The organism is Geodermatophilus amargosae (genome assembly GCF_900116515.1).
Taxonomy (GTDB): domain Bacteria; phylum Actinomycetota; class Actinomycetes; order Mycobacteriales; family Geodermatophilaceae; genus Geodermatophilus; species Geodermatophilus amargosae.
In genome coordinates, this window is record NZ_FPBA01000014.1 from 1 (window position 1) to 26890 (window position 26890).

General features: G+C 74.0%; 24 protein-coding genes and 2 pseudogenes. 12 read left to right on the top strand and 14 right to left on the bottom strand.

Annotation, left to right across the window (positions count from 1 at the left end):
* The 5 genes and pseudogenes from BM414_RS28520 to BM414_RS17340 all read left to right on the top strand — a co-directional run.
* A pseudogene (locus BM414_RS28520) lies at positions 1–153 on the top strand (IS701 family transposase); the annotation flags it as partial.
* Positions 154–702: 549 nt separating this feature from the next.
* On the top strand, positions 703–1500 hold the full coding sequence (locus BM414_RS17325; RefSeq protein ID WP_093581298.1) for an AfsR/SARP family transcriptional regulator: 798 nt from the start codon (positions 703–705) through the stop codon (positions 1498–1500).
* A 287-nt stretch (positions 1501–1787) separates the two neighbouring features.
* Positions 1788–2012, top strand: a complete 225-nt coding sequence (locus BM414_RS17330; protein WP_093581300.1) for a hypothetical protein — start codon at positions 1788–1790, stop codon at positions 2010–2012.
* Between the two features lie 405 nt (positions 2013–2417).
* Complete coding sequence (locus BM414_RS30905) at positions 2418–2852, top strand: AfsR/SARP family transcriptional regulator (RefSeq protein WP_245784797.1); 435 nt, start codon at positions 2418–2420, stop codon at positions 2850–2852.
* 310 nt (positions 2853–3162) lie between these two features.
* A complete protein-coding gene (locus BM414_RS17340) occupies positions 3163–4314 on the top strand; it encodes a hypothetical protein (protein WP_093581302.1) in 1152 nt (383 codons plus the stop codon).
* 251 nt (positions 4315–4565) lie between these two features.
* On the opposite strand, the gene BM414_RS17345 is transcribed toward BM414_RS17340, so the two are convergent.
* The 8 genes from BM414_RS17345 to BM414_RS17375 form a co-directional block, all read right to left on the bottom strand.
* Positions 4566–4796, bottom strand: coding sequence for a hypothetical protein (locus tag BM414_RS17345; protein ID WP_139245927.1), 231 nt, complete (start codon positions 4794–4796; stop codon positions 4566–4568).
* Positions 4797–4915: 119 nt separating this feature from the next.
* Positions 4916–5092 carry a hypothetical protein gene (locus BM414_RS29500; RefSeq protein ID WP_175551651.1) on the bottom strand — a complete coding sequence of 59 codons (177 nt, stop codon included), beginning with the start codon at positions 5090–5092 and terminating at the stop codon, positions 4916–4918.
* 232 nt (positions 5093–5324) lie between these two features.
* Positions 5325–5816, bottom strand: a complete 492-nt coding sequence (locus BM414_RS17350; protein ID WP_175551652.1) for a Gmad2 immunoglobulin-like domain-containing protein — start codon at positions 5814–5816, stop codon at positions 5325–5327.
* Positions 5817–5947: 131 nt separating this feature from the next.
* Positions 5948–6874, bottom strand: coding sequence for an acetoacetate decarboxylase family protein (locus BM414_RS17355; protein ID WP_093581306.1), 927 nt, complete (start codon positions 6872–6874; stop codon positions 5948–5950).
* Positions 6871–7929 (bottom strand): alpha/beta fold hydrolase, encoded by a 1059-nt coding sequence (locus BM414_RS17360; RefSeq protein WP_093581308.1) that lies wholly within the window; start codon positions 7927–7929, stop codon positions 6871–6873. Before BM414_RS17360 ends, BM414_RS17355 begins: the two co-directional genes overlap by 4 nt.
* Positions 7926–9908: a metallophosphoesterase gene (locus BM414_RS17365; RefSeq protein ID WP_093581310.1), complete on the bottom strand. Its 1983-nt coding sequence runs from the start codon at positions 9906–9908 to the stop codon at positions 7926–7928. The genes BM414_RS17360 and BM414_RS17365 overlap by 4 nt, the downstream gene beginning before the upstream one ends.
* Entirely contained in the window at positions 9905–12325 is a 2421-nt protein-coding gene (locus BM414_RS17370) for a GMC oxidoreductase (protein WP_093581312.1), read from the bottom strand. Before BM414_RS17370 ends, BM414_RS17365 begins: the two co-directional genes overlap by 4 nt.
* Before the next feature lie 202 nt (positions 12326–12527).
* Positions 12528–15170 carry a galactose oxidase early set domain-containing protein gene (locus tag BM414_RS17375; RefSeq protein WP_139245928.1) on the bottom strand — a complete coding sequence of 881 codons (2643 nt, stop codon included), beginning with the start codon at positions 15168–15170 and terminating at the stop codon, positions 12528–12530.
* Positions 15171–15417: 247 nt separating this feature from the next.
* On the opposite strand from BM414_RS17375, the gene BM414_RS17380 reads away from it, so the two are divergent.
* Positions 15418–15675 (top strand): hypothetical protein, encoded by a 258-nt coding sequence (locus BM414_RS17380; RefSeq protein ID WP_139245929.1) that lies wholly within the window; start codon positions 15418–15420, stop codon positions 15673–15675.
* Positions 15676–15804: 129 nt separating this feature from the next.
* Positions 15805–17604, top strand: coding sequence for a peroxidase family protein (locus BM414_RS17385; RefSeq protein ID WP_093581318.1), 1800 nt, complete (start codon positions 15805–15807; stop codon positions 17602–17604).
* Positions 17605–17974: 370 nt separating this feature from the next.
* On the opposite strand, the gene BM414_RS17390 is transcribed toward BM414_RS17385, so the two are convergent.
* On the bottom strand, positions 17975–19648 hold the full coding sequence (locus tag BM414_RS17390) for a PHA/PHB synthase family protein (RefSeq protein ID WP_093581514.1): 1674 nt from the start codon (positions 19646–19648) through the stop codon (positions 17975–17977).
* Between the two features lie 509 nt (positions 19649–20157).
* Positions 20158–20517: a carboxymuconolactone decarboxylase family protein gene (locus tag BM414_RS17395; RefSeq protein WP_093581320.1), complete on the bottom strand. Its 360-nt coding sequence runs from the start codon at positions 20515–20517 to the stop codon at positions 20158–20160.
* Positions 20518–20745: 228 nt separating this feature from the next.
* Between BM414_RS17395 and BM414_RS17400 the strand changes: the two genes are divergently transcribed.
* Positions 20746–20988, top strand: coding sequence for a hypothetical protein (locus BM414_RS17400; protein ID WP_093581322.1), 243 nt, complete (start codon positions 20746–20748; stop codon positions 20986–20988).
* A gap of 37 nt (positions 20989–21025) precedes the next feature.
* Here BM414_RS17400 and BM414_RS17405 read toward each other — a convergent pair whose 3' ends face one another.
* Entirely contained in the window at positions 21026–22717 is a 1692-nt protein-coding gene (locus BM414_RS17405; protein ID WP_175551653.1) for a cyclic nucleotide-binding domain-containing protein, read from the bottom strand.
* A 162-nt stretch (positions 22718–22879) separates the two neighbouring features.
* Between BM414_RS17405 and BM414_RS28525 the strand changes: the two genes are divergently transcribed.
* Entirely contained in the window at positions 22880–24049 is a 1170-nt protein-coding gene (locus BM414_RS28525) for a PIG-L family deacetylase (protein WP_139245930.1), read from the top strand.
* On the opposite strand, the gene BM414_RS17420 is transcribed toward BM414_RS28525, so the two are convergent.
* Entirely contained in the window at positions 24029–24748 is a 720-nt protein-coding gene (locus BM414_RS17420; RefSeq protein ID WP_093581326.1) for a DUF2652 domain-containing protein, read from the bottom strand. The genes BM414_RS28525 and BM414_RS17420 overlap by 21 nt on opposite strands.
* Positions 24749–24979: 231 nt before the next feature.
* On the opposite strand from BM414_RS17420, the pseudogene BM414_RS31410 reads away from it, so the two are divergent.
* The 3 genes and pseudogenes from BM414_RS31410 to BM414_RS17430 all read left to right on the top strand — a co-directional run.
* Positions 24980–25090 (top strand): annotated as a pseudogene (locus BM414_RS31410) (VOC family protein); the annotation flags it as partial.
* 62 nt (positions 25091–25152) lie between these two features.
* Positions 25153–25347 (top strand): VOC family protein, encoded by a 195-nt coding sequence (locus BM414_RS31415; RefSeq protein ID WP_281246748.1) that lies wholly within the window; start codon positions 25153–25155, stop codon positions 25345–25347.
* Between the two features lie 146 nt (positions 25348–25493).
* Complete coding sequence (locus BM414_RS17430) at positions 25494–25892, top strand: nuclear transport factor 2 family protein (protein WP_093581328.1); 399 nt, start codon at positions 25494–25496, stop codon at positions 25890–25892.
* A gap of 49 nt (positions 25893–25941) precedes the next feature.
* Here the strand turns inward: BM414_RS17430 and BM414_RS17435 are convergent, their stop codons facing one another.
* On the bottom strand, positions 25942–26244 hold the full coding sequence (locus BM414_RS17435) for a hypothetical protein (RefSeq protein WP_093581330.1): 303 nt from the start codon (positions 26242–26244) through the stop codon (positions 25942–25944).
* Positions 26245–26605: 361 nt separating this feature from the next.
* Positions 26606–26791: an RGCVC family protein gene (locus BM414_RS17440; protein ID WP_093581332.1), complete on the bottom strand. Its 186-nt coding sequence runs from the start codon at positions 26789–26791 to the stop codon at positions 26606–26608.
* Positions 26792–26890 lie beyond the last annotated feature (99 nt).

Here is a 26890-nt window from a genome sequence, read left to right on the forward strand (position 1 = left end):
GAGGCCGGGCTGGCCTCCTACCAGGTGCGGGACTACACCGCCTGGTATCGGCACATCACCCTGGCGATGCTCGCCCACGCCTATCTGAGTGCCACCCGCGCCAGCGCGGAAAAGGGGGGTCTGCAGCCGCAACCGAGCAGCTCATCGCGCTGACCGTGCCCGAGCTCCGCCGCCTGCTCAACACCCTCATCCATACACCGCGGCCCGACCTCGACCACACCGCCGACTGGTCCTGGTGGCGCCGACGACGCCAGGCCCAGGCCCGCGCCGCCCACTACCGAGCCCGCGGACAGGCACCGCCATAACTGCCGTTGCAGTACTAGGGGGAGCCATGTCGGGCAGCGTCGGACACCCACGACCGAGGAGCACCATCGCGGACGGCAGCGACCCGGGTGGCCGGGCGCCCGGGTGTCGCATCACCTGAACCCGCCGGTCGTCCCCCGACACGGGGAGCGCGACCCCGTCCACGTGCGGCTGACGCCCACGTCCCGGAGCCGGCTGTGCCGCGACCGACGTGGCGCAGCACTGCTCCGGCATCTCCGGGTCCCCGCCGGCGGCGACGCCTGACCCGTGCGGGGCCCCGCACGGTCGGTGCCCGCGGCTGCCCCTGCACGGTCGTCCGAGCGGCGTCCTCAGGAGGCGGCCGAGGTGGCTCCGGCTCCCGCTCCCCGCCACTCGTCCCGCAGAGGGAGGACCACGTCCGTGGACCGTCCACCAGCCGCACGCGTCACGCTGCTCGGCGGCTTCGAGCTCGACCTGGTCGGCCGCGGGCGGTCGACCGCCGACGACCTGCCACGTGCGGTGCAGCGGCTGGTCGCCCACCTGTGCCTGTCGACCCGGGCGACCCGGACGGCGACAGCCGGTCACCTCTGGCCCGACGTCCCCGAGGACCACGCGCACGGCAGCCTGCGATCGGCCCTGTGGCGGCTCAACAAGGCAGCGCCCGGCCTGGTCGAGGTGTCGGGGAGTGCCCTGCACCTGGCGGCGGACGTCCGGGTCGACGTGCGTGACCTCGGTGCCTGGGCGCGGCGGGCGATGGCGCCGACCGGTGTCGAGGACGTCGTCCTGCCGGACGCGGCCCTCCTCGGCGACCTCCTCCCCGGGTGGTACGACGACTGGGTCCTCCTCGAACGGGAGCGACTGCGTCAGGTGCGCATGCAGGCGCTGGAGGCGGTGGCTGCCCGGCTCGCCTCCCTCGGCCGCCCCTGCGAGGCCCTGCAGGCGGCGCACGCAGCGGTCCGCGCCGAACCGCTGCGGGAGAGCGCCCACCGGATGGTGGTGAGGATCCACCTGGCCGAGGGGAACGTGGCCGAGGCGGTGCGGGCCTACGAGTTCTTCCGGACCATGCTGGAGGACGAGCTGGGCGTGGCCCCGACCGAGCAGATGACCCGGCTGGTCCAGCACGTCCCGCGGGTCCGCCGGGCGTCGTCGACCCAGCACCGGGACCGCCGGACGAGTTGCGACCCGGTCCGGGGCGGTGCGTCCTCGGAGGCCGGGTGACGTCCGAGGGCACGCTCAGGCGCTGACGAGCACAGCCCGGCACCCCCGCTCGTCCGGTCCTCCACCGGAGGGGCGCCGGCCGCGGACGAGGAGCGGCGGCACGTGCCCGGAGGTCCGGACGACGTCCGCGGTCGCCTGCGGTCCCCCGTCGTCACCGGCAGGTCATCCGTACGGGGGACTGCGCCACGCAGCGTGACCTCCGAGCATGGGTCGACGCACCTCGTCCGCGCCGCGGGTCCCCGGAGGGCGGGCAGTGCGACGCTGCGTGGTGTCCCATAGGAGATGACGTGGCCGACCGACCGAGTGCGACACTTCTCATCCGCGTCTGGCTCGAGGACGCCGGTGAGTTCCGGGCGCGGCTCCTGACCCTCGGGGACGTCACCGCGGGGACTCCGGCGGAGGAGGTGACGGTCGCCGTCGCGTCGACTCCCGGTGCCGTGCTCGACGCCGTCCGGACCTGGCTCGACGGCTTCGCCGGGCAGGCCACGGACCCGACGGACACGGACGCGTGACCCACCGGACTCGACGGCGCCGGGACGGATCCACCGAGCCGCAGCGGGGTCGATTGACACCGTTCAGGAACTGACAGGACCCTCTCGACACGGCTCGTCCCGGATCTCCGTCCTGCGGGCACGCACGAGGACGCGGAGGGGGAACTCGACGTGGGGTCAGCACCGGCTGCGCGCGTGCAGTTGCTCGACGGGTTCGCCCTCCGGGTCGGGACGTCGCAACAGGGAGCGGCCGACGTCCTCCCTCGCGGCATCCAGCGTCTGGTCGCCCACCTGAGCCTCGCCCCCCGACCGGCACGGGCGGTGATCGCCGGACAGCTCTGGCCGAACGTGCCGGAGCACCACGCCAACGGGAGTCTCCGTTCGGCCCTCTGGCGGCTCCAGAGGATCGCCCCGGGTCTCGTCCGCATGCACGGGGACACCCTGTCGCTCGCCGAGGGCGTCGCGGTCGACGTGCGTCAGCTCGCGGGCTGGGCCCGGCGGGTGCGCGACCCGGAGTCGGACCTGGACGAGCTGTCCACCACCGACCTGCGGCTCGGCGGGGAGCTGCTGCCCGGCTGGTTCGACGAGTGGGTGCTCCTGGAGCGGGAGCGTCTGCGGCAGTTGCGCATGCACGCGCTGGAGGCGCTGGCCGACAGGCTCGCCGTCGTCGGGCGGTACGGGGAGGCCCTCCAGGCGGCGTACGCGGCCGTCCGCGTCGAGCCGCTCCGTGAGAGCGCCCACCGGACCCTGATCCGCGTGCACCTCGCCGAGGGCAACACCCTCGAGGCGATGAGCGCCTACGAGGCCTGCAGGACACTGCTCGCGCCGATGAGCTGGGTGTCTTCCCGAGCAGGCAGCTGAGCGACCTGGTGCGTGACCTCCCCCTCCCACGGCGGCCGCGCCACCTCTTCCCCCTCCAGCGGGTCGCCGAGCGCGTGCCCTCGGATCGGCTCCCTGTGCCGCTGTCCACCGTGTTCCCTGGGGCGTCGCGGCTGTGACGGGACCGTGACGGCCCGTCCCTAGCGTCGGACGGGCCGAGCACGGAGGGTGAGCATGGACGTGGAACCGGTCGTGGTGCCGGGTGGGCCGCCGGCAGCAGGTGCTCCGGACGCGCACCTGGGGCGCGCTCCCGCAACGCCTGAGCGGACGACTCTCCCGGTGGGACCCTGACGTGCAGGGCGACACACGGACGGGACTGCTGGAGACGATCCGGGACAGGCGCGCCGCCATCGAGGTCTACGTCCGGGAGAAGGAGCCGGCCAGCCGACGACTGCTGACGATCAGCATCGTCAGCAGCGCGCTGGCCGCGGCCCTGACGGCAGGGCCGGCATTCGGAGGTGAGCCCTTCGCCGAGACCGTGCGAGCGGGACTGTCCCTCGACCGGCCGTCGAAGGTGTGGGGACTCCTGTGCCTGGGGGCGCTCGTGGTCTCCGTGACCGCGGCGGTGTCGGCGCAGTTGGACAAGTCGCACGACCTGAGGTCCCGGATCGGCGCCGCGGAGGCGGCCGGCGTGATGCTGGACGGACTGCGCACCCGGCTCGAGTTCGGCGGGATGTCGATCCCGGACGCCGCGCAGGAGTACCAGGACATCCTCGCCGGCATCCCCTTCGTCCACGAGTCGTCGGCCGATCCGACCGGCGACCCGCAGGGCGACGGAGGCTTCGGGTCGACGCGCCGCCGGGCGCGCCTCCGCGGATGGCAGTTCGGCATCGTGGCGGTCCTCGCCGCGCTCCTGCTGGCCGCCACGTTGGTCGGGTACGTCAGAGGCCTCGCCGGCCCGGCGGACGGCGATCCCGGGACGACCTCGACACCCACGGTGTCGGGGACCCCGAACCCCTCGCCCTCGCCCTCGCCCTCGGTGCAGGAGGCGGTGTTCGCCGGCCGGACGGGGGACGGGAGGGCCAGTCTGGCCATCGTCGTCCTCGCCGGGCGGGCGTCCGCCTACCTGTGCGACGGAAGGGAGCTCGAGGCCTGGTTGGAGGGCTCCGTCGACGACGGCCGACTCGACCTGACCGACGCAGCGGGCACGACCCTCACCGGCACCGTGGACGGCGACACCCTCGCCGGCGACCTCGTGGCGCCGACCCTGTCCACCCGGTTCGTGGCGACCGTCGCGACCGAGCCCGCAGGGGTGTACCGGGCACGGACGGTGATCGACGGCGTGGAGGCCCTGATCCGCTGGGTCGTGCTTCCCGACTGGAGCCAGGTCGGGATCACCAACCTGGACGGTGCCCCGAGCGACGCGCCTCCACTGCAGCTCCCGGGGGGCACCTTCACCACGGCGGACGGCACGACCCATCGAGCCGAACGCATCAGCCCTTGAGCGCCTCCCGCACAGCGCTGGTCGCCGTCGAACGCCGCGGCGACGAGTCGCGGGACCGGGCCGTCGTCACCGTCGCCGTCCACGCGGTTCCCTCGTCCCCCGGGTCTGCGACAGCGTGGTGGCCTCGCCGTGGCGGTCCGGGGCACGGCACCGGTGTCCCACCGGTCCGGGCCGGGGACGGCTCGGACCGGTGGGGACGACGGCTCAGGCCCGGGTCACGCACGGGCTCGGGGTGCGCGGCCGGCGACCGGTCACGAGACGGCGGACGCGTGACGGGACCGGGAGCCCCGGGACTCTCGACCCACGAGGACGAGGGCCGCGCTGATCAGCACCAGGTTCTCGACGACGAACGTGCCGTCGGCCGTGAGCAGGAGCGGGTTGCCGTCGACGGGCACGAACTCGGGAGCGGTGACGAACGACAGGAACGTCCCGGCGAGGTGCCCGGCGAGGACGAGGAGCACCACCCGGGGAGCCCTGCCCACGGCCGCCAGGTCCGGGGCATCGGAGGGTCGGGCCGAGTCGCGTCCTGAAGCCGACGCGCGGACCCGGGCCCACGTGACACCGCGGTCGTGGCGGTCGGGTCGCGGGCAGTGCCGGGGTGTCAGTCCACGCAGGGGAGCCGCGCCGGCCTGTGGTCCGCCGGGCGGACGAGCGCGGTCAGCCGGACGCTGACGCGGCCGGCCAGCTGCGCCCCGAAGCGGATCGGCTGGCCGTCGGCCCTGGCGTCCCCGACCGCGTGGCCCCGTTCGGCCGGGACGGCGTAGCTCGCGCGGAGCACGTGGCCCGGGCGCCCCGCTCGACGGTCCAGAAGGGCGCCGGTCTCGCCCCGTCGGGGGTCTCCATCCCGCCGACGAGGAACCGGTGGAGGTGGAGCCCCGTGGGGTCGGCGAGGGAGATCTCGGCACCCCGAGCCGCCGCGTCGTGGGCCGCGCTCGCGATCTGCGGGTCGCTGTTCCGGAGGGGTTCGCCCGGACCACCGCACTGGGTGGGGCGGCCCACGGGTGTGGTCCTCACAGCAGCGGGACGCGCAGGACCTGGCCGGGGAAGATGCGGTCCGGGTCCATCACCGTGTCCCGGTTGGCCTCGAAGACGTCGGTGGCCGTCGTGTCCTGCCCGTGGTCGCGCGCGATGGCGGTGAGCGTGTCCCCCCGGACGACCTCGTGCAGCCGGAAGCCGCTCAGCCCGGTGAACAGGGTCACCCGGACCTGGTCCAGGTCCGGCCCGGGCGGGTTCTCCCCGGACGGGTCGTCACCGAAGACCTGGAGGAGGACGTGGGTCCCCCGGGCGTCGGTCCCCGGGGGCAGGGAGACGTCGTGGCCGAAGTCGTCGACCACGCCCATCGACCCCGCCCCCTGGACCAGTCCCTCGCCCAGGACGTCGCCGTCGGTCTCGACCAGGCGCCAGAGCACCGTCCCCTCGAAGCCCGAGGCGAAGCCGGCGATCGTGAAGGTCCTCGCGACGAGGTCGTGCTGCCGGGGCTGGCGGACCTCGATGAGACGCACCACGGTCTCCTCCGTTCCTCGGCGTGGGACGGTCGTCCCGCGTGGGTCCCGTACACGGGGAAGCCTCGCGGCGGGGCGTCACCGGGCCGTCACCGGGCACCGGTCGGCCGCGCGACGGGTGGCGGGGTCGTTCAGGAGCGGCCCGGCACGGCCGTCGGCGGCTCGAGCCACGCCGTGGACAGCCCCAGTCCGACCACGCTCTCCAACGGCTCGCCGAACACCCGCCCGGGCTCCTCGGTGGTGACGAACCAGCACTCGAGGTGGTCGTCGAGGACTCCCCGGGTCGTGGGCAGGAAGGCGGTGAAGACCGGGTCCGCCGCGATCCCCAGGGAGTGCAGGGGGGCGACGTACGGGCTGTCGCCGAGGACCAGCCGGGCACTCGCCCGCCGGCCGAGCGCGACGTCCGCGGCACCCTCCACGTACACGGACGACCGCATGAGCATCCCGCGGAACACGCAGTAGTTCACCGCCCCCACCCGCAGGGGCAGGCCGGTCGGCTCCGGCCGGTCGACCTCGATCCGTGCACCCAGCAGGCCGTCGACGTCGTACTGGCTGCAGACGGTCGTGTCGGTGACCACGAAGTCGAGGTTGGCCTGGTGCTTCGGCATCCCCCAGATGCCCTTGCCGCCCTTCACCGAGATCTCGCTGCTGACCGGCAGGTCCAGCACGAACTGCCCGGTCCCGAAGGTGCCCGGCAGCAGGCCGGGCAGCAGGCGTGGCGCCGGGCGGGGGCCGTGGGTGCAGGCCAGGGCGAGCGAGAACTCCACGTAGGTGCCGATGTCGGTGCTGGTGTAGTCGACGACGGTCACCACGAGCAGTCCACGGCCGTCGAGCAGCCGCAGCGGGTGCACCTCGCCGCCGGGCAGCAACCGCGCCGCCGCTGCCGCCTCCACCGGGAAGCCGGCCATGAGCGCGGGGGTGTCGGTGGAGTCGACGGGCATCGTGAACGGGATGCCGTCGACCAGCGCGTGCCGGCCGGCCAGCCGTCGCTGGCGGCGCGGCACGGCCGACGGCAGCACCGACAGCGCGGCCCGGACGAGGGGGAGCACGGAGGTCATCGGGCGAGCTCCTCGAGGATCAGTGGGTGGGTGTCGCGCCAGGCGTCGCGGCCGAAGACGACGTCGAGGTGGCCGTAGCCCCGGATGCGGTGCAGCGTGTCGCGGCCCGGGCGGTGCCGGGCGAAGAACGCGTGCGAGCGGCGTTGGCTCTCGGGCAGGAAGCAGTGGTTGTCCTCACCGGCCAGGAAGACGAAGCGGGCGTCGGTGCGGGGCGCCTCCGCCACGTAGGACTCCGGCAGTCCCGGCAGCGCCGAGACGGGGACCAGGTGACCGGCGCGGATGCTCCGGTCCATCTGGGCGAAGAAGGTGAAGGGCACCTCGGCGAACTCGCCGCGCACCCAGTCGTGCGTCGCGTCGTCGAGGTTCGCGTGCGACCACAGCGCCGGCCAGCCGCTGCCGTAGGTGAAGCTCACCATCCGGCACACCGTGTTGTCGCACTCCCAGTGGGTGGCACGGACGAGGCCGACAAGCGCCCGGGACAGCGGTCCGGCGGGCCGGTCCCCCCAGCCCGGCGACACGTAGGGCAGGACGCGGCCGATCAGCGGTGACAGGCGGCCGATCTTGAGGGTGGACAGGCGGGGCACGACCGGGTGCAGTGACACGGCGTTGCTGACGACGGTGTCCACCTCGGGCATCAGCCCGGACACCGCCGCGATGGTGAACGACGCCGAGCCCTGGCAGTGGACGACGGCCTTGAGCCGGTCGGCGCCGGTGGCCCCGAGCACGTGGCGGACCGCCGCGGGGTGGTCGTAGGCCGCTGCCTGGTCCAGGGTCCACGGGACCGGGTCGAGGTCGATGGACGCCCGCCAGTTGAGCATCCACACGTCCCACCCGTCGTCGAGCAGGGCGTCGACGAGGGTGCGGGGGAGCGGGGGACGGAAGAGCTCGGCGCGGACCCCGGCGCCGTGCACGAGCAGCACCGGGCCGCGCGTCGGTGGGTGCCGGCCCTGCACGTGCACCACCGTGAGCGGCCGGCCGTCGAGCGCCGCGAGGGGGACGACCTCGGTGACGTGGTCGGCCCGGGTGGTGGGCCGTGCCGGTGCTGCGGTGGTCACGTGGCACCTCCGGTGGGGGCGATGACGACGGGGTCCTCGAGCAGGCGGGGGACCGGCAGGTCCCCGGCGGGCACCGCCCGGCGGCAGCGGGGGTCCTCCCCGCCGCGTGCGTCGACGTCCGGGACGAGCGTCCAGTCCCGGCACACCTCGTCCACGACCAGCGGGTGGAGGGTGAGGGTGCCGGTGTGGTCGACGTGCATCCGCACGAAGCCCTTGCCGTCCTCGACCGCCTGCCCGGACATCTGCCACCCGAAGACCTGGCCCGAGCCGGCCAGCAGGACGAAGACGGCGAAGGCCTCGCTCCCCAGGAACCAGCCCACCGCCGCGGCCCACGCGCAGCCGGCGGCCAGGACGAGCCATCCCGGGGCGGTCGCCGGGACGTCCACGGCCACCGCGGTGAGCAGGACGCCGTCGGCGACGAGCAGCTGCAGCAGCACGCCTGCGACGACCGGCGAGGGGGCACGCAGCGACCGGGTCCGCGCCGGCCGCCGGCCGGCGGCTCTCCCGGAAGGGGAGGACCGGGCGGCCGCCGGGGACCGGCGCGTCGGCCTGCGCAGCCAGGGGACCAGCAGGGCGACGACGGGGAGGACCGTGACCCAGGCGAGGAGGGGCAGCACGTCGGGGACCTCGGCCGTCCGCAGCGCGGAGACCGGGCCCTGCCGCGTGGTCCCGCCGAGCAGCCAGGAGAGGACGAGGAGGAGCACGACGTGCACCCCGGCGGCCAGCGCGCCGAAGTGGGGGTTGCGCCGCAGCAGCCAGTACCGCGACCACGGCAGGGCGAGCCGGCGGGACAAGCGTGCCGAGGTCGCGCGGTCGGGGTAGCAGACCTCGGCGCGGGCGAAGCCGGTCGGGTGGTCCTTCTCCCGCATGCGGGACCCCGCCGGCGGGAGGGCGAGGACCTCGGGCAGGCCGTGGGTCGCGGCGAGGTAGGCCCCGCCGAGGCCGCAGGTGACCAGCTGGCGCCGCCGCGGGTCCGGGCGGAGGGAGGGTGCCGTCCCGGTGTGACCCTCGGGCGGGTCGTCGGGATCGGTGGGCAGCCGCTCGGCGAACCGCGCGTAGTGGTGGCTGTCCCCCGTGATCCACAGCCGCACGCTCGCCCCGGTCTCTTCCCGGCCGCCGCGGCCGTCCGGGCGCCGGCGGACGTACTGGCGGTCGAACCAGTGCAGGGAGTTGAAGGCGTCGCGCCGCGCCTGTGCCTGCTCCTCGTCGTCCACCTCCTCCGCGCTCTCCACCCACGTGGGGGTGGCCGTGCAGAGGACGACGCTGTCGCCGGGCTCGAGGTGGCGCGAGACCTCCTCGTCGAACCAGCGCAGCTGCGGCTCGTCCAGGTCGTTGCCGAACTGGCTGTCCAGGCCCAGCAGCCACCACCCGTGCGGCAGCCGGACGGCGAAGTAGCTGCGCTTCTGCGCCGTGCGCCACCCGCCGATGAGCCGTTCCTGGGTGAACGTCCGCAGGAACGACGTGAGCCCGTCGTACCAGTCGTGGTTACCGGGGAGGACGACCATGAGCGGTCGATCGCCGTCCTGCCCGGCGCTGGACAGCGCGGACCGGTAGGGCCCCCGCATGCGGTCCTCGTAGGCGCGCGCGGACGCGGTGGGGTACACCTCGTCGCCGCCCAGCACGAGCAACCCCGCACGGGGCAGCGGCCCCGGGACCCCGGTCGCGCCCGGGGTGACCGTCGGCTCGAGCTTGTCCGCGGCGAGCAGCGAGGCGACGGTGCAGGTCGCGTCGAAGCCGTCGCCGAGGTCGGCGACGTAGTCGATCCAGAGGTCGGCGTCCGGCCCGCCCCGAAGGTCGAGCGCGGGTCCGGCGGGGAGCCCGGCCTGGATTTCGCGCTTGTCGGCGTAGTCGGCGAACAGCGAGGACAGCACGACCTTGACGCCGGCCCGCCACAGCTCGGCCGGCGAGAGCCACCGCACCGCCTCCTGCGGCCGGAAGCCGAGGGCGTCCTCGTGCTCACGGAGCTCGGTGACCCTCATCGCCCTGCCCTCTCCAGTTGCCGGCCGTAGACCTCCCACAGCTGGCCGAGGAACAACCGGCCGAAGGCCCCGACCGCTTCGAGCGGGTTCGGTCCCTCCGTGCGGAAGGTCGTCAGCTGCCGGGCGAAGTCCGCCGGGAGGATCTCGATCACGCCGGCGCCCACGACCCGCGCGCCGCCGTCACCGCCGGGTGCCACGTGCCCGGAGAGGACGCGGACGGACAGCGTCGAGGTGTCCCGCCACACGTCGAGGCCGGGGTCGTCGTGGACGTCCTTGACGCCCACCAGCGTGAGGGGGGAGCCGGTGCCGTCGGCGAAGTGCAGCCGGTAGAGCATCCGCCGGCGGGAGGGGTCGTCGTCCCGGGTGAAGAGGTTGAACCAGCCGCGGGTCACGGAGAGCCGGCCGCCCAGCACGTCGCTGTCCACCCAGCCCACCGCGACGCCCTCGTGGTCCCGGTCGGCGACGAACCGCTCGACGTCGTCCGCGGTGATCGTCAGGTGGAACGCGAGCCGCTGGCCGAGCTGCCGGCCGAGCGCGGCGCCCTCCACCGGGTCGTCGACGTCGAGGGCGAGGAAGCCCTTCATCTCCTCGGTGAACGACAGGCTGGTGGCCCCGACCCTCCGCCGGTCCGCCGGGGGGCCCGGCTCCGCGGACGGCGTCCCGCCGGCGGCGGTGGCGGCGACGGACCCCCGCTGCCGCGCCGGGGTCCACCGGGTCGACAGCAGGTGGTCGCAGGCACGGTCGGCCAGGGCGGCGATGGTCAGCGACGGGTTGGCGCCGACCGGACCCGGCATCGAGGAGCCGTCGAGGAGGAAGAGGCCGGGGAAGCCGAACACCTCCCCGTACGGGTCGCAGACCCCCTCCCCGGCGTGCCGGCCCATCGGCGCCCCGCCGAGCGGGTGGACGGTGACGACCCGTCGGCGCCACCACAGGGGGTTGTCCCGGAAGTCCGCTCCGAGGTCGTCGGCGATCCGGCGCATCGTGTCCCGGACGCCCTCGAAGTAGTCCCGGGACGTCGTGGTCGTCCAGTCCACGTCGAGGTGCCCGCCACGCAGCCGCATGACGCCGTCGGGGACGTCCCGTCCCATGCCGAGCAGGGGCAGGGAGCCGTCGGAGAGGCGGCCGGGTCCGAGCAGGGCGGCCAGTTCGGCGGACAGGCCGGTCTTGGGGGAGCCGCGCAGCCGCGCGCCCAGCCGGCTCAGGGCGAAGCGGGCGACCCGCCGGGCCGTGCCGGGCAGCTGGGTGGCCTCGACCAGCCAGTCGACGAAGACCGGGTAGCCGGCGTCCTGGACGTAGAACCCGCGGCCGCCGTCCCCCCGGCCGTCGACGGCGTCACCCACCCGGATGGCACTGGTGATCACCGGACCGCGGCTGGCCTCGATGCGGCGGTGCCGGTCGGGCGCGGACGGGTCCGAGGCGTCCAGCAGGAAGGTGAGCAGGTCGCCGTTGCCGCAGAACCGGGTGCCGAGCGCGCGGCTGAGGCCGGGCAGGGACGACCGGTTGCGCAGCAGCAGGTAGGTCGACCCGAAGGTGCCGGCAGCCAGCACCAGCCGGTCGCAGGTGACGCGGTGCTGGGGCAGCGCCCCGGTCCGCGTCCGGTGTCCCTCGGCGGCGGGGTCGTGGACCACGTAGCGGACCTCGTAGCCGCCGCCCACCCGGGGGGTGAAGCCGCGCACCTCGCAGCGTGTGCGGATCCGGGCACCGGCGTGCGCCGCCGCGGACAGGTACGTGTGGTCGAGGCTGTTCTTCGCGCCCTCGTTGCACCCGACGTCGCACTCACCGATCAGGCGGCAGGTGCGCCGGGGGAGGCCGTGCAGGTTCCCGTACGGCGGGTCGGGGACCGGTGCCCCGGGGACCGGCGGCTCGCCGGGGCCCGGGGCGAAGGTCACCGCCAGGTTCGGCAGCTGCCAGTCCAGGCCCAGCCGCCGCGCGCTGTCCCGCATCGCCGCCGTCTTGGGGGTGTCGGGGTAGGGGTGGGGCGTGGCGCCGAGCATCTGCTCGACGACGTCGTAGTGCGGGTCGAGGTCGGCCCGGCTCACGGGCCAGTTCTCGTACCCGCCGCCGGGGACGGGGGACTCGTGGACGAACCACTTCTCGTCCTTGCGCAGCAGCACGTTGGCGTAGACCAGCGATCCGCCGCCGAGCCCGCTGGAGACCACTCCCTCGAGGCCGCGGAAGGTCCAGACGTCGAACAGCCCGTGCAGACCCTGGCTGGGATCCCAGAGGTTGCGGCTCATGGCGGCCGGGGTCCGCGCGAAGCTCCCGGGCGGGTAAGCCTTCCCGCGCTCGAGCACGAGCACGCCGACCCCGGCCTCGGCGAGGCGGTACGCGGCGACGGAGCCGCCGAAGCCCGATCCCACGACCACGGTGTCGACGTGCTCGGGTGTACCCGGTGCCGGCGGGGCAGTGACCGTCATGGTCCCTCCACGACCTCTGGTCGGACCCGCGGCGACCGCTTCCGGTCGCCCGGGCGTGGCGGGGAGGCTCCTCCGGTCCCGTCGTCGCGGACAAGGGGCTTTGCGCCCTCCCGTCCCGAACCCAGGGTGCGTCCGGGCACGGCCACCTCCGTGGTGCTCCTGGCCCGGCTGCCGCCGGGTCCCGTCCTGTCAGAGGGCCCGGTCAGGGCGGTGATACGGGTGCGGCCGGACGGTGACGGGTGTCCCCGCCGGATCCCGGCCGCTGCGCTGCCACCACCGACCTCACGGCGAGCACGTACTCCGCGCCCTCCCTGGCCAGGGGTCCGGTGACCGTGGCGGTCGTGCCGGCGTCGAGCCGGTCGTGGGCCGCCAGCTCCTCGGGAGTCGCCGTCGCAGGCGAGCCGGTGGTGGTGTCCCACTGGACGACCGCAGCAGGGGTGAGGGGGACGAGGCGTACCGGAGGCCGCGGTCCGCCACTGTCCAGGACGAGCCCTCCTGCTCCGCCGGAGACCACGCCGGTGAGCTCGACCTCGACGCCGCGGAGCCGGTAGCTGCCGTTGGCCGAGGCGGCGAACTGCTCCCGCCAGCGGTCCAGCTCCGGCAGCCGCCCGTCCGCGAGGTGGACGACGGCCGTGGAGGTCGCCGAGTCGGGGTGGGGGTCCACCACCCGGACGCCGTCGAGGCGGCGCAGTGCCTCGTCCGCCCCTCCCCAGCACGCGCCGATCCCGTAGGGGCAGGTGCCCGTGATGCCGACGACCACGCGGGTGGCGCCCGGCGCCGGTGCGGGCCTGGTGTCCTCGACGACCGTCGCTCCCGGGGTCACCGTCGGCACCGCCGGGGCCAGCGGCGAGGCGGCGGGACCCACGGTGCCGCGTCCGGCGGGGAGCGCGATGCGCACCATCGCGGCCTCCGACGGGACGCCGGCGGCGTCCAGCACGAAGAGCATGTGCGGCCCCGGGGGGCAGGTCGTGGGCAGCGCGGGCGCGGTGACGGCGAGGGCGCCGTCGCGCACCGTGGACGCGAGGACGTCGATCCGCTGGCTCATGTCGTTGGTGTGCGTGACCGACGGCAGCCGGATCCAGGTCACCCGCCGGACGTCCTCGGGGGCGTCGGTCTCCACCCGGAAGGTCTCCCCGTAGGTCACCGAGGCCGGGGCGGAGACGATGGCGGGACGCGGGCCGCGGAACAGGTAGGGCGGCGAGAAGACCTGGGCGTCGCGGTGGCTGTCCAGCGGGTCGTTCGGCCCGCCCCCCGGGCCCGGCCCGTACTCGCCGCCGCCGGCGCTGAGCACCCGGCCGTCGGGGAGCAGGACCGCGGTGGAGTGGTAGCAGCGGTCCACCTCCTCCGCGGCCGGCTCGGTCCAGCTGCCCACCTGGCCGTCGGGCGCGGGGTCGGGCCCCGGGTCCCACAGCTCCGCCCGGTGCACGGGCTGCCCGGGGCGCAGGTCGTTGAAGCCGGGCAGGGCCTCCGAGGCGTCGCCCTCCCCGCGGGTCCCGCCGGTGACGAGGACCGTGCCGTCGGGCAGCAGCGTGGCGTCGTGCTGACGCCGGGGCACGTGCATCGGGGCGCCGTCCCGCCACCGCGGGTCGGCGTCGCGCAGGTCGACGACCTCCACGTCCGCGGTCGGCCGCGTCACGCCCTCGTCGGTCCCGCCGCCGATGTAGACGACGCGGTCGACGGCGTGGGTCACCGCCGGCGCGTAGTCCCGGCGGTGACCGTCGCGGGTCGGCCCCCGGGTCCAGGTCCCGCCGTCGGGGAGGGCGAGCGACCAGCTGTCGGCCAGCGGGCCGGACATGAAGACGGTGCCGTCGGAGCGCACGTGCATCCGGGGGTAGAGCTCCAGCGCCTGCCCGTCGGGCATGGCGGACAGGGAGGTCCAGGTGCCGTCCTTCCAGACCTGGGGCACGCGGTTGTTCTCGAACGGGGGCCGGCCGTCGCCGTTGACCGAGAAGCTCCCGGACACCAGGAGCACGCTGCCGTCCGGCAGGGCGGTCGCGGTGGGGTACCAGCGGCCGCGGTTCATCCTCGCCGTGGGGGTCCAGCGGCCGAGCCCGCCGGTGGCGTCGTCCCGGTCGCCGGGCTCGTAGAGCCATGCGGTGTCGAGTCCGGCGCTGTCGGTGACGTGCCCCCCGGCGACGAGCAGGCGCCCGTCGGGGAGGAAGGCGTGCCCCGCGCAGAAGAGGTTGTCCCGGGCACCGGTGCCGTCGTCCGGGAGGGGCACCTGGCCGACCTCCTGGCCCGTGGCGGGGTCCCAGAGGAAGGGCGTGCTGGGCGCCCGGTCGAACCCCCCGTCCGGGTCGTCGCGCCGGCCCCACATCAGCACCAGGCCGTTCGGGAGCACGGTGGTGTGGATGGCGACGTTCGACAGCGGGAACACCGGCCCGCACTGGCCGCTCGCGGCGGGTGAATCCAGGGTGAAGCGGAAGGGGGCGGCTTGCGCCGTCGCCTCGTCGGCCGTGGTCGCCGTTCCGGTGGTGTCGTCGGCGTGCACGAAGGTCGTGTCCCGGTCGTTGTAGGCGATCCGGAGGTAGTACTCGACGGCGTCGCCCGGTGAGGCGGTCTCAGGGACCTGGAACCTCGCGGCGAAGAACTCGTCGTTCCCCTCGTCCCGCAGGAACTCCAGCTGCACCGGGTCCCAGGTGGCGTCGCCCTGCGGTCGCACGAGGACGACGCTGCCGTCCTGCAGCTGGTCGCCGGGGACGCCGCCTCCGCCGGTGGACTGGTTGCCACTGATCACGGTGACGTGGGTCCCGTCCAGGATCGGCCCGACGGGATCGAGCATCCCGCCGCGGCCCCGCGGGCGGGGGTCCGAGGGGAGGTGCCAGGCGTTTCCGAGACTGGGCATGCGATCAGCCGATCCGGGTGACGGTCGGGCCCCGGGCGCCGTGTCGTCGCCGCGAGCGGAGCCGGGCGGGCTGCGAGATCGACGTCGGGACGGATGGCACCAGCACCTGCTCGTGCCTGCCCGAGCACCCAGCATCGCGAGCCGCACGCACCCGGTCAACGGACTCTGACGTCCGGTGACGGATCGGTGACGCCTGCTCGTCGACCATCGCTCCTGGCTCCGGTGAGCCCCGAGGAGAGGAGTGGTCATGTCAGCGCCCGTCGGGACAGAGCAGGGCACGGATCAGGGTGGGACGGGCCGGACGACGGCCGCGAAGGCCTGGGTGGCGGCTCTGTACAGCGCCGTCCTCGCGTTCCTGTCCGCGCTCGTCACCGCACTGGGTGGTGCGGAGACGGGCTTCGACTCCATCACCGCCGGCCAGTGGCTCACGGCTGTGGTGTCCGCACTCGTAGCCCTGGGCGGAGCCGCCGGTCTGACCTACTACGTCCCGAACAAGCCGCGCTGACCGGACGCGACCGTCCTCCCGTGACGGAGAGGTGACGCCGTCGTGACGGGGCCGCAGCACCCTCGGCGACGAACTCGGCCGCCAGCCGTCGAGGACACCTCCACCACCGACAGGACAGCGAGGTCACCCATGACCACGACACCGGACCGCCAGCGCGTGCTCGAGGGCATCCCCGGACAGCGCGAGGGGGCTGTCGAACGGCCGGAGGGCGGAGGCGGCGCGCCGGCGCGGACCTCCGAGGTCCCCCGCGTGCTGACCGACGTCCACCACGGCGGACACGTCCTCGCCGACGAGGTCCCCAGGGTCGACCCCGACCGCCGTTCTGCCGACGGCATGCGGTGGGTCGCGGTCGAGGAGAGGTCCACGCCGTTCGGGTACATGTTCAAGGACCTGCAGGGTCTCTACCCGGCCGCGCACCTGCCGGTCGAACCCTCGGCGGCCGTGGTCGCCTCGCTCAAGGCCCTCGGGGCCGCGATGGTCGAGCAACCGCCCTCGGCGGCCGGGGACTCCACCGTCCCGCCGATCTACACCTACTGGGGTCAGTTCGTCGACCACGACCTGACCGCGAACACCGACCGCGACGACGACCTCAGCATCACCGACCTCCCGCTGCAGCCCCTGCAGCCGGAGAAGGTCGTGCACAAGCTGCGCAACCTCCGCGAGCCCCAGCTCAACCTGGACTCCGTCTACGGCAACGGCCCCGACGCCTCCGGGAAGGAGGACCAAGTCCCCTACGAGGAAGACGGCCGACTCGCGATCGAGACCGGGTTGAGCCCGGTGGCGCCCGTGGCCGGACAGTCCGATCAGGCGCAGGTGCCTGGCGCCGACCTCAAGCGTGTGAACAAGAAGGCCCAGATCGGCGACGCCCGCAACGACGAGAACCTCATCATCGCCCAGCTGCACCTGGCCTTCCTCAAGTTCCACAACGAGGTCCTGAGGTGGTTGCCGGAGCACCCCGAGGTCACGGTCCCCGGAAACGGGACCTTCGCACGAACGCGGCAGCTCGTGGAGTGGCACTACCAGTGGATCACCGTGCACGACTTCCTGAAGAGGCTCACCGACGAGGAGGTCTTCACGGGGCTCGTGGTGGACAGGACCATCAAGCCGAAGCTGGAGCTGGACGAGGCCACCCTGCCCGACGAGGTCTTCATGCCGCTGGAGTTCTCGGTTGCCGCCTACCGCTTCGGGCACAGCATGATCCGCGGCGCGTACGACTGGAACGAGAACTTCGGCGCTCCGGGCACGCGATCCCCGTCCTCCCCGTTCGGGTTGCTCTTCCTCTTCACGGGCAACGGCGGTCTCGGCGGCAATCCGACGCTCCCGGACAACTGGCCGGCCAGGTTCGAGCGGCTCACTGGGGCCGAGCCGCGTCCGAGCGGTACGCCCGACAACGTGCCGGTGCGACTGGCTCGCAAGATCGACACCCGCATCGCCTCGCCGCTGGCCGACCTGTCCAACGAGGGCGCGAACGAGATCTCCGACCGCACCCGGCGGCTGCTCAAGCGACTGGCCGTCCGCAACCTGCTCCGCGGGTACCGGCTCGCGATCCCGACCGGCCAGGCGGTGGCGCGGTCGCTGGGGATCACACCGCTCACGCGGGAGCAGCTGATCACGGTCCCCGTCCCCGGCCAACGCCCTGTTCCGCCTTCACCGGTCGACGACGCGCTGATCGACGGGGGCTTCCTCGAGGACACCCCGCTGTGGTTCTACGTGCTCAAGGAAGCCGAGGTCATCGGGAAGGGCGAGCGGCTGGGACCCGTGGGCAGCCGGATCGTCGCCGAGACCATCCTCGGCCAGCTCCGCGCGGACCCGACGTCCTTCCTCAACCAGACCCCGGAATGGGACCCGAGCCAGGGCGTCACCCTCGACGGCGGCGCGCAGGTCGACAGCATCACCACCTTCCTGCAGTTCGCGAAGGTGCACCCCTGATCGGCCGGCGCACCGGCTGACCCGGGTCGCGTCCCCTCCGACGGCCACCCGGTCGGAGGGGACGCGGGAGACCGGCGCCTGCCCCGACCCGGACAGCGTGCCCCGGTCCTCGCTCGACAGCATCGACGTGATCGTCCCCACCAGGCGGACGAGACGATGGTGCTGCAGCTCGCTGAGCAGGCCAGGCTCGGTGCCGGTTACGCCGTGACGGGGCGGATCCTGCGTGGTGGAGGTCCAGGGGCGCCTCCGCCTCGGGCGCCTCCGCCTCGGGCGCCGCCGCGGAGGGGCCGGCGTACACCGCCGCGACCGAGCGGGGGCCGGCGTCCGGGAGATGCGCGAGGCGTTCACCTGGCGGAGCCGGCGACCGCCCTCAGCGCGGTCGACGGTCCAGGACGTAGGAGCCCGGGGCCGGTTCCAGGGGCGGGTGCGCCACGCTGCCCCGGGCCGTCGGCGCCGGCACCTCCTCGCCGGACCGCTCGAGCATCCACTCCGCCCACGGTTCCCACCAGCTGCCGGAGTGCCGTTCCGCCGAGGCGCGCCAGGCCTCGGGATCCGGTCCCGGCTCCCCGCCGGTCCAGTAGTGCGCCTTCGGGTTGTCCGGCGGGTTGACCAGGCTCTGGATGTGCCCGCTGTAGCTGAGCACGAAGGTGCTCGGTCCGGACAGCAGCTGCGTCGTTCGGTAGCAGCCGTCCCAGGGGGTGAGGTGGTCGGTGAGAGCCCCGGTGACGAAGGTCGGCACGGTGATCCGGCTCAGGTGGACCGGCGTGCCGAGCACGCGCATCGCTCCCGGCCGGATCAGGGCGTTGGTGCCGAAGATCTCCAGGAACTGCTCGTGCAGCCGCGCGGGGAGGTTGGTGCCGTCGGCGTTCCAGGCGAGGATGTCGAACGCCGGCGGGTCCTCGCCCATCAGCCACTGGTTGACCAGGTAGTTGAAGATCAGGTCGTCGGGGCGCATCCAGCTGAACACCGACCCCATCTCGCGGGCGCTGATGACCCCGCGCCGGCGTGAGTTCCGGCGGGCGAGCTCGATCAGCCGGGGGCCGGAGAAGGCGCCGAGCGGCGCCCGTCTGGAGAAGTCCAGGAGCGTCACCGCGTAGCCGGCGGCGGCCACCCGGTCGTCGCCGGTCGCGGCGAGGTGGTTGAGCGCCGTGGTCATCACCTGGCCGCCGGCGCACAGGCCGAGCACGGTTACGTCGGGGGAGCCGGTGATCTCGGTCGCGACGTCGATCGAGTCGACGACGCGCTGCGCATAGGTGTCCAGGCTCCAGTCCGCCTGCTCCCTGGTGGGGTTGCGCCAGCTGATCATGAAGACCTGCAGGCCCCGGCTCACCGCGTACTCGACCAGGCTGCGTCCCGGCCGCAGGTCCAGGAAGTAGAACCGGCCGATCGGTGGCGGCACGATGACCACCGGGCGCTGCCGGACACGCGGGGTCGTCGGCGTGTACTGGATGAGCTCGATGACCTCGTCGCGGTGGACGACCGCGCCCGGTGAGATCCCCAGGTCCTTGCCGACGGTGAACGCGCTGCGGTCGGTCTGGGTCGGCAGGCCGCCGTTGTGCCGCAGGTCGTGGAGCATGTGGCCGAGTCCGCGCAGGACGCTGCGGCCACCGGTGTCGAAGGCCCGCTTCACCGCGGCCGGGTTGCCGAGCAGCGTGTTGGTCGGCGCCAGTGCGCTGGTCAGTGCGTTGAGGGCGAACCGCGCCTGCTCCACCTCGCGCCAGTCGGCTCCGCCGGCCTCGTACGCGTCGACGAGGCCGTCCAGCGACCGGGTCACCGCCAGGTACGACTGGGCCAGCCGGCGGTAACCGGGATGGGTCGACCAGGCCGGATCGGCGAAGCGCTTGTCCCTGGGGGAGGGCGCGATCTCGTCGGTGCCGCGGACGATGCGCACCGAGTCCCGTCCGAGCCGGGCGGCCTCCCGGGCGAGGGGTCCCGGCTGGGCGAGGGTGGAGAGCACCGCCCGCGCCATGCCGCGCGAGGTGGGGACGCCGACCGGCTCGGCGCTCTCGACCGAGGCCAGCGCCTCGGACTCGGACTGCGGCACCCACGGCACCGGAGCAGCCCGTCCCCGGGCAGATCCGGCGTGGCGCGGTGCTGGCGTCGTGGTCGTCACGGAGGCCCCCTTGTGACGTGCGTCACTCGATGCCCTCGACGGTAGCCGGTGCGGCGGCGCTCGCGGACGGCACGCGGCGTGCGTCTCACCGTGGGTACCGAAGACGGCACACCACACGACTCGCGCCGCCGAGGCCATGCCCCTCGGACGGTCCCGGTGCTGCTGACGGCCCCACCGCCGACGACGAGAGCCACCGGCCGGGACCGCGGGACCGTCTCCGTGCACAGGGATCCCGGGTACCGGGCGGCCACCCGCGTCGGGCTCCGGGACGCCGCGCCACCACCGCGCTCACCGTCCGGCAGCACGTGCCCCCCGGCATGGGCCGCGAGGCCGCCGAGGGCCCCGCCGCAGTCCTCGACGGCTGACCCGCCCCGCGGAGTGTCCGACGGATCGTGGCGCCGATGGCACACGGCCCCGCCCCTGCCGAGGAGGTCACCGGGTCATCCCTGCGAGGGGGCGGCCTCCTCGGCGAACTCCCGGAAGGCGGCGAAGGCGCGTGCGCCGTACACGGTGCCCGGTCCGCCGTTCATCGCGATGGCGACGCCGAGCGCCTCGGCCACCTCGGACTCGGTGGCGCCGGTGCGAACGGCGCCACGAGCGTGCGACGCGATGCAACCGTCGCACTCCTTGCCGACCGCGATCGCGAGCGCGATCAGTTCCTTCGTCTTCTGGTCCAGCGCACCGGCGGCGTACGCGGCGGCGTGCATCGTGCGGTAGCCGTCGTAGACCTCGGGGATCGCGCGGCGCAGCGCGCGGCCCGGTTCGCGGAGTTCCTCCTGGACGGCGTGGCCGTGACCCATGACGCGATGGTGGCAGGCGGCGTACCGCAGGGCGCGGTGGCGCGGAACCCGGCATGATCCGCGTCCGGATCCGCCTCGCGCGCCGTGCTGCCCGGCGCTCCTCCCAGCCGCGTCGCCGGCGCGGGGGACCTCTGCATCGCGGGTGCCTGGTGACTTCCTGCGCGCGCAGGAACCGCCCGATCGGCGTCACGGTGTGTGACAGTCCTCCGCTGCGACGGGAGGAGTGACATGCGGACGCGGACGGTGTGGGGCGTCATGGGGATCGTGGTGGGACTGGTGGTGTCGATCGGCGGCATGGTGCTGGCGATCGTCGACCCCGGACGCGCCGCGCTGGGCGGGATCGGCTTCGGGGTCGGGATCCTGCCGTTCGTGGCCGGTCTGTTCCTGGTGCGGCACGCGCTGCCGGAGCCGGGGAACGGCGCCGGGCGGCCGTGGGACACGTCGGGCAGCTTCTGGGACCTCTTCCGATGAGGCGCTCGATCGCCGGCCGCTGAGCGGGCGCAGCCCGTCAGGGCGGAGCCGTTCCGCGCTCGGGGTCGGGGTCGGCCCGCGGTGGGTCCGCGTGCCGCTCGCGGTCCTCCGAGAGGTAGCCGATGACGAGCTGCTCGGCGGTCGAGGAGGTGGCGGAGGAGCCGGTGACCGCCGAGACGAACTGGGGTCCGCTGAGGGTGGCGAGCACGGTGTCCTCGAGGGCACGGACGGTCGCCGTCCGCGCGACCGCGCGGAGCAGCGCGATCTCGCCGAACGCATCACCGGGGCCCAGCCGGCGGATCTCGCGCCCGTCGTCGATCACGGCCACGCGGCCGGACTCGATGACGTAGAACCCGTCGCCGGGGTCCCCCTTCCGGAACACGTCGGTCTGCGCCGGGACGCGTGACCGCCCCAGGCGTTGCGCCAGGCTCTCGATGGCCGGGACGGGCAGGAGGCGGAACATGCCGACCCGGCGCAGCAGCACGATCCGGTCCTTGCGCACGCCGATGTCGGCATCGATGGCCCGCAGTCCGGCCCATCGCACCGCGACGGCCAGCGGCAGGAGGCAGCCGGTGGCGACGAGCGCACCGGTGTCGCCCAGCGCGGTGAGGACGAACGGGATCGCCAGGGAGCCGAGTGCCAGGGCCAGCGAGAACACCGCCTCGGTCAGGGCGAGGACGCGCGCCAGCGTCTGGTCGGGGACGAGGCGCTGCAGCAGGGTGAACCCGGCGACGTCGACGAGGGCGTTGGCGGCGCCGATGACCACGAACGCCGCGACCGCCACGGAGCTGCCCGTCAGCAGGCCGACGAGGACGATCGGCACACCCCACATCGCGATCCCGGCACCGAACAGCGTGCCGAGCCGGGCGCTCCCCGCGGCGCCGATCGACGCCATCGCCGCCACGAACCCGCCGACCCCGAACGCCGCCCAGAGGACCCCGACCCCCGGGCGGCCCAGGTCGGTGACCTGCACGGCGACCACCACCGCCAGCACGGTCACCGCTCCGCGGACCAGGCACTGCCCGCCACCCAGCACGATCACGTCCAGCGCCCGTGGGTGCCGACGGAGTTCTCGCAGGCCCTCGGCCACGTCGGCGACGACACCGGCCCGGTCGCCCTGGTCGTCGGCTGCCGCCGGGCGCGGCGACTCGTAGCGCAGCCCGGCAGCGAGCACGCCGGCGGCACCGGCGAGCAGGGCGACCGCGACGAACGCGGCTGCCGGGTCGTACGCCGCGAGCAGCGCGGCCGCGGCGAGGGGGCCGACGAGCGCGGCCGCACCGTCGAGGATGGCCCGGACCGCGTTCACCCCCGTGAGCTCGTCCGGTGTGGTGCACAGCGTGGGGAACAGGGCGGCGAGCACCGGCCGGTAGGCGGCATGGCAGACCGTCGAGAGGGTCAGCAGCGTGTACACCACCGCCGGCTGCGCGATGGCAGCCGCCGCCCCGGCCGCGGTCAGCGCCCGGAGAGCGCACGAGATCACCAGCAGCCGGCGGCGCGAGACCCGGTCGGCCAGCGCGCCCAGCCAGGGGAGCGCGACGGTCGCCGGCAGCACCCGCAGGAACCCGATGAGGCCCACACCGGCCGCGCCGTCCTGGTCGAAGGCGTACACCGTCATCGCCGACAGGAACAGGAACTCGCCCGTCCAGGCCGACAGCGACGACAGCTGCGCGAGCCGGAGGTTGCGATTGCGGGTCACCGATGCCCAGGCCTCGCGGTAGGAACCCGGCACGGCGCGCACGCTAACAGCGGAACCGGGCCACGGACGTCGACTCGGACGTGGCCAGCCCGCGCGGCGAGACGGTACGGTGCGCCCTCGACCGGCCGGCCCGATCGACAGGTCCCCCTCGGAACTGCCGGCGGTGGACTCGACGGGAATCGGTTGGCGCACGACATGTCGGTGAATCGCCTCGGTGGGAGGCCTCCGCGTCTGCTGGGGGTCTTCGCCCATCCGGACGACGAGACGATTTGTGCCGGCGGCACCCTCGCCAAGTACGCGAGATCAGGCGCCGAGGTCAGTGTGGTCGCGCTCACCAAGGGTGGAGCGGGCCAGATCCGAGACGCCGGCGTCGCGACCCGGGCGACCCTGAGGGCGGTTCGGGAGCGGGAACTCGACGCGGCCGGCAAGGAACTCGGGCTCACCCTGACGCGCTGTCTCGACCATCCGGACGGCGGCCTCTCCGAGGTCGGCGGTGAGCCCCTGCTCGAGCAGGCGTCGGAGCTCATCACCGAGTTCGATCCCGACGTGGTGATCACGTTCGGGCCCGATGGGTTCTCCGGTCACCCCGACCACGTGGCCGTCGGAGCAGCGGTCACCGCGGCCTGCTACCGGCTGCGTTCGGCCACGTCGCCCCGGCTCTTCCACTGCCACCTGCCGCGCAGCGGCATGCTGCTGCGCGACCGTCTGGCCGCGTGGGTCGTCGAGCTGACGACCCGCTTCAAGGGCACCAGGGAGTTCGTCCGCGCACTGTCGGTCTTCTCGCGCGAGACGGCAGCGCTGGGATACGCGGCCGACTTCGTCAGCGTCGAGTGGTACCCGGCCGGGTCCTACCTCGTCGAACAGGGTGAGGAGGCCACGGTGATGCACTTCCTCCTGTCCGGTTCCGTGGAGATCCGGCGCGAGGGTGCGGACGGTCGCGTGCGGGTCGTCGACCGGTCCGGACCGGGGGAGTTCATCGGGGAGGAGGGCATCGCCACAGGCCGGCCGCGCAACGCGCACGTGGTGGCCCTGGACGACGTCACGAGCCTGACGTTCCTGGCGTCCGGGCCCCTCTCCGTCGACGGACACCGGGACCAGGCGCTCCCGCTGCTGACGAGGACGCTGCCGTCAGGGGATCGGATCGACGCCAGGGTGAGCACCTGCATCGACGTCTCGGACTTCGTCGGCCACAAGATCCGGGCGACGGCCGCCCATCGCTCCCAGTACCCGATCGACCCGACGATGTTCCCCGACTCGATCCTCCGCGAGATGTTCGGCGTCGAGTACTTCATCCAGGTCCTGCCGGAGCGGGAGCTGGACTCGTTCCTCCTCGACGACGAGGCCTCAGCCGGCCGCGGCGAGTGACCGTGGGTGCCGACGGGGGAGGACGTGCGGGAGGCCCCGCCCGACCATGTCGAGGGTGGCGCCGATGCGCACGAGGAACGACGGCTCCGACGCGGGCGCAAGCGGTGCGGGGATGTCCTCGACGTCGACGTAGAAGGTCTGCACCCGCCCGATGCCCTCGAGGTCCTGCGCGACCTCCTGGGCCACCAGCTCGGCGGAGGCGGTGCCACCGTTGCGGAAGAGGTCGTCGGAGACCAGGAGGTACTCCGGCACCGTGACGGAGTTCTTGAGCAGGCGGTGGACGTAGATCACGTCCATGCCGACGAGCTTTTTCCGGCGCCTGATCGTCTGGGTCGCGACGTCGCCGACGTGCGCGACGAACTTCAGCTTCAGGTCGCTGGTCTGCGTGCAGCTCTGACAGGGGCACAGGTTCAGCTCGACGAGCCGGCGCTGCGTGTGGAACGCGCGGTGCATCGCGACGGCCGCACGGGTGACGGCGGACAGCGTTGCCGCTCCGTCCAGTCCCTCGGCGTCGCGCGAGAGGAAGGCCGCGTCGCCCTCGATCTCGATCAGGTCGAAGTCCCGCGCGGCTCCGACGATCTTGTCGAGCATGCGTCTCGTGGCCGCCTCCGCGTGCCCCAGCATGCTCCGGTGGTACTGCATGTACTCCGTGTAGCCGCCGATGTCGGCGATCAGGAGCAGCGCACGCCGGGTCGCCATGGGGGAGGCTAGCGCGGCACAGCGGTCGGTGGCGGTCTCCGATGTGTGCCGGCCCACCCGGCGTGGGATCGAGGCAGGGGGATCCGGACCCTCGCAGCAACACACCCGAGCGGATCCGACCCGGTGCCGGCACGCGGTGCCGGTCCCCTCAGGACTCCTGTCGCCATGGCCGGCCCGTCGGCGGTTCGGGCTAGCCCCCCCGCCATGCCGGAGCAGGTGACCTCCTTCCTGATGTCCACGGGCGACGCGGAGCGCGCCATCGAGCTCTACACGTCGCTCTTCGACGACGCGCGCGTCCTGAGCCCCACCCGGTTCGGGGCGGACGGGACGGGCGTGGAGGGGACGGTGCAGCAGGCCACCTTCTCCATCGCCGGCCAGGTGTTCCGCTGCTTCGACAGCCCCCGGTGCACGACTTCACCTTCACACCGTCGTTCTCGGTCTTCGTCGACGTCGCATCGGCCGAGGAGCTCGACCGGCGGTTCGCGGGCCTCTCCGACGGCGGTGGCGTGCTGATGCCGCTGGACGACTACGGCTTCAGCCGCCGCTTCGGCTGGGTGAACGACCGCTTCGGCGTCTCGTGGCAGTTGAACCTCGCGTAGCAGCGGGGAGGAGCGACGCGCTGTGTCGGACCGGACCGACGTCCTGGGCACGAGGGCCCCGCGGTCGGCGACCGCAGGCCGTCCCCGAGGGGCAGGATCCGTGCCGGGGCGCGACCGCGCGCCGCTGGGGACGACGAGGAGGCTCCGTGATCGACGACGCGATCGCCCGCTGGCACCGGTACCTGGGAGGGGAGCTCCCCGGCGGTCTCGACGAACTGCTCGCCGACGACGTCGTCTTCTACTCGCCGGTGGTCTACACGCCGCAGCGCGGGAAGCCCATCACGACGCAGTACCTCGAGGCAGCGTCCCGGACCTTGGTCGGTGGGGCCGAGGGGGCCTTCCAGTACACGAAGCAGGTCCTCTCCGGGGACACCGCGGTGCTCGAGTTCGAGACGAGCGTGGAGGGCAGGTACGTGAACGGCGTCGACATCATCCGGTGCGACGACGCGGGCCGGATCGTCGAGTTCCGCGTCATGATGCGGCCCTTGCAGGGGATCCGGGCCGTGCACGAGCAGATGGGCCGACGTCTGGCCGCCGGCGGCTGACGGCCAGGCCGGTTCCAGGAGCCACCGGCGGCGAGGACCCGCTGGGTCATCACAGCCTCGCGAGCAGTGCCCTCGCGAAGGCCTCGGCCGCCGGGTCGATCGGCTCGTGCGTCGCCGCGGCCCGCAGCCAGCTCGCCAGAGGCGCGGCCAACGCGGGGGACACAGTCGCGATCCACGCAGCGGTGCCGGCCCGCGCCTCGGCCACGTGCTGGGTGCTCCCCTCGGGGGAGTGCGCGACCACCTCGGGGCGGGTCGCCAGCAGTCCGGCGGTCCGCCAGTCGCCAGGAGTCGTCCGCGCGGCCAGCGCGTCCAGCCGGTCGGCTGCCGTCCGCAGCAGCTGCTCGGGGTCCACGGCCGGATGGTGCCCGACCCGGCGGTCACCCGGAGAGGGCCGGGGGTCAGGGCCTCCCACGGCGGCCCGCCGTGGTGGCCCGACGAGCACGCCGTGGAGGCCCGTCGCTCGCCCCTTCGGCCGGCGGCGCCGCTGCAGACCCGTCCGAGGAGTCGCCGGGCGCCGGGTGCGGGAGCTGTGTGCCGCGTGGTCCTGCGCTCCGGCAGTGCCGCCGACGCCGGACGTGGTGCCGGCCGACAGCGCTGCAGGCGCCCGACACGTCAGAGCCCGCGTCCCGTGTCCCGCCGTGCGGCCACCGGCAACTGCGGGCGATCGACCGGATCAGCGAGGTGGTCTCCAGTGACGACCCGACGACGTCTGGTCAGGACCGGCAGACGCACCCTCGCGCGATGGCGCCGTTGCCCGTTGCCGAGCAGAACCGCGCCGCGATCGCGTCGTGGTCGGCACGGACGTGCGGGCACACGCCGCACGCGGCGTCGGGTGACGACGCCTGCTCGAGGTCCCGGAGGTCGGCGGAGGTCGTGGTCAGGAGCAGGGGGGAGGTCATGGCGAACGGCCTGACTCCACCGCAGAGCGGCGGGATAGTGGTACGTCGGTCCCGGCGCTGCCATAGGGCAGTGAACGAGGAGGGACCGGCAACCCGACG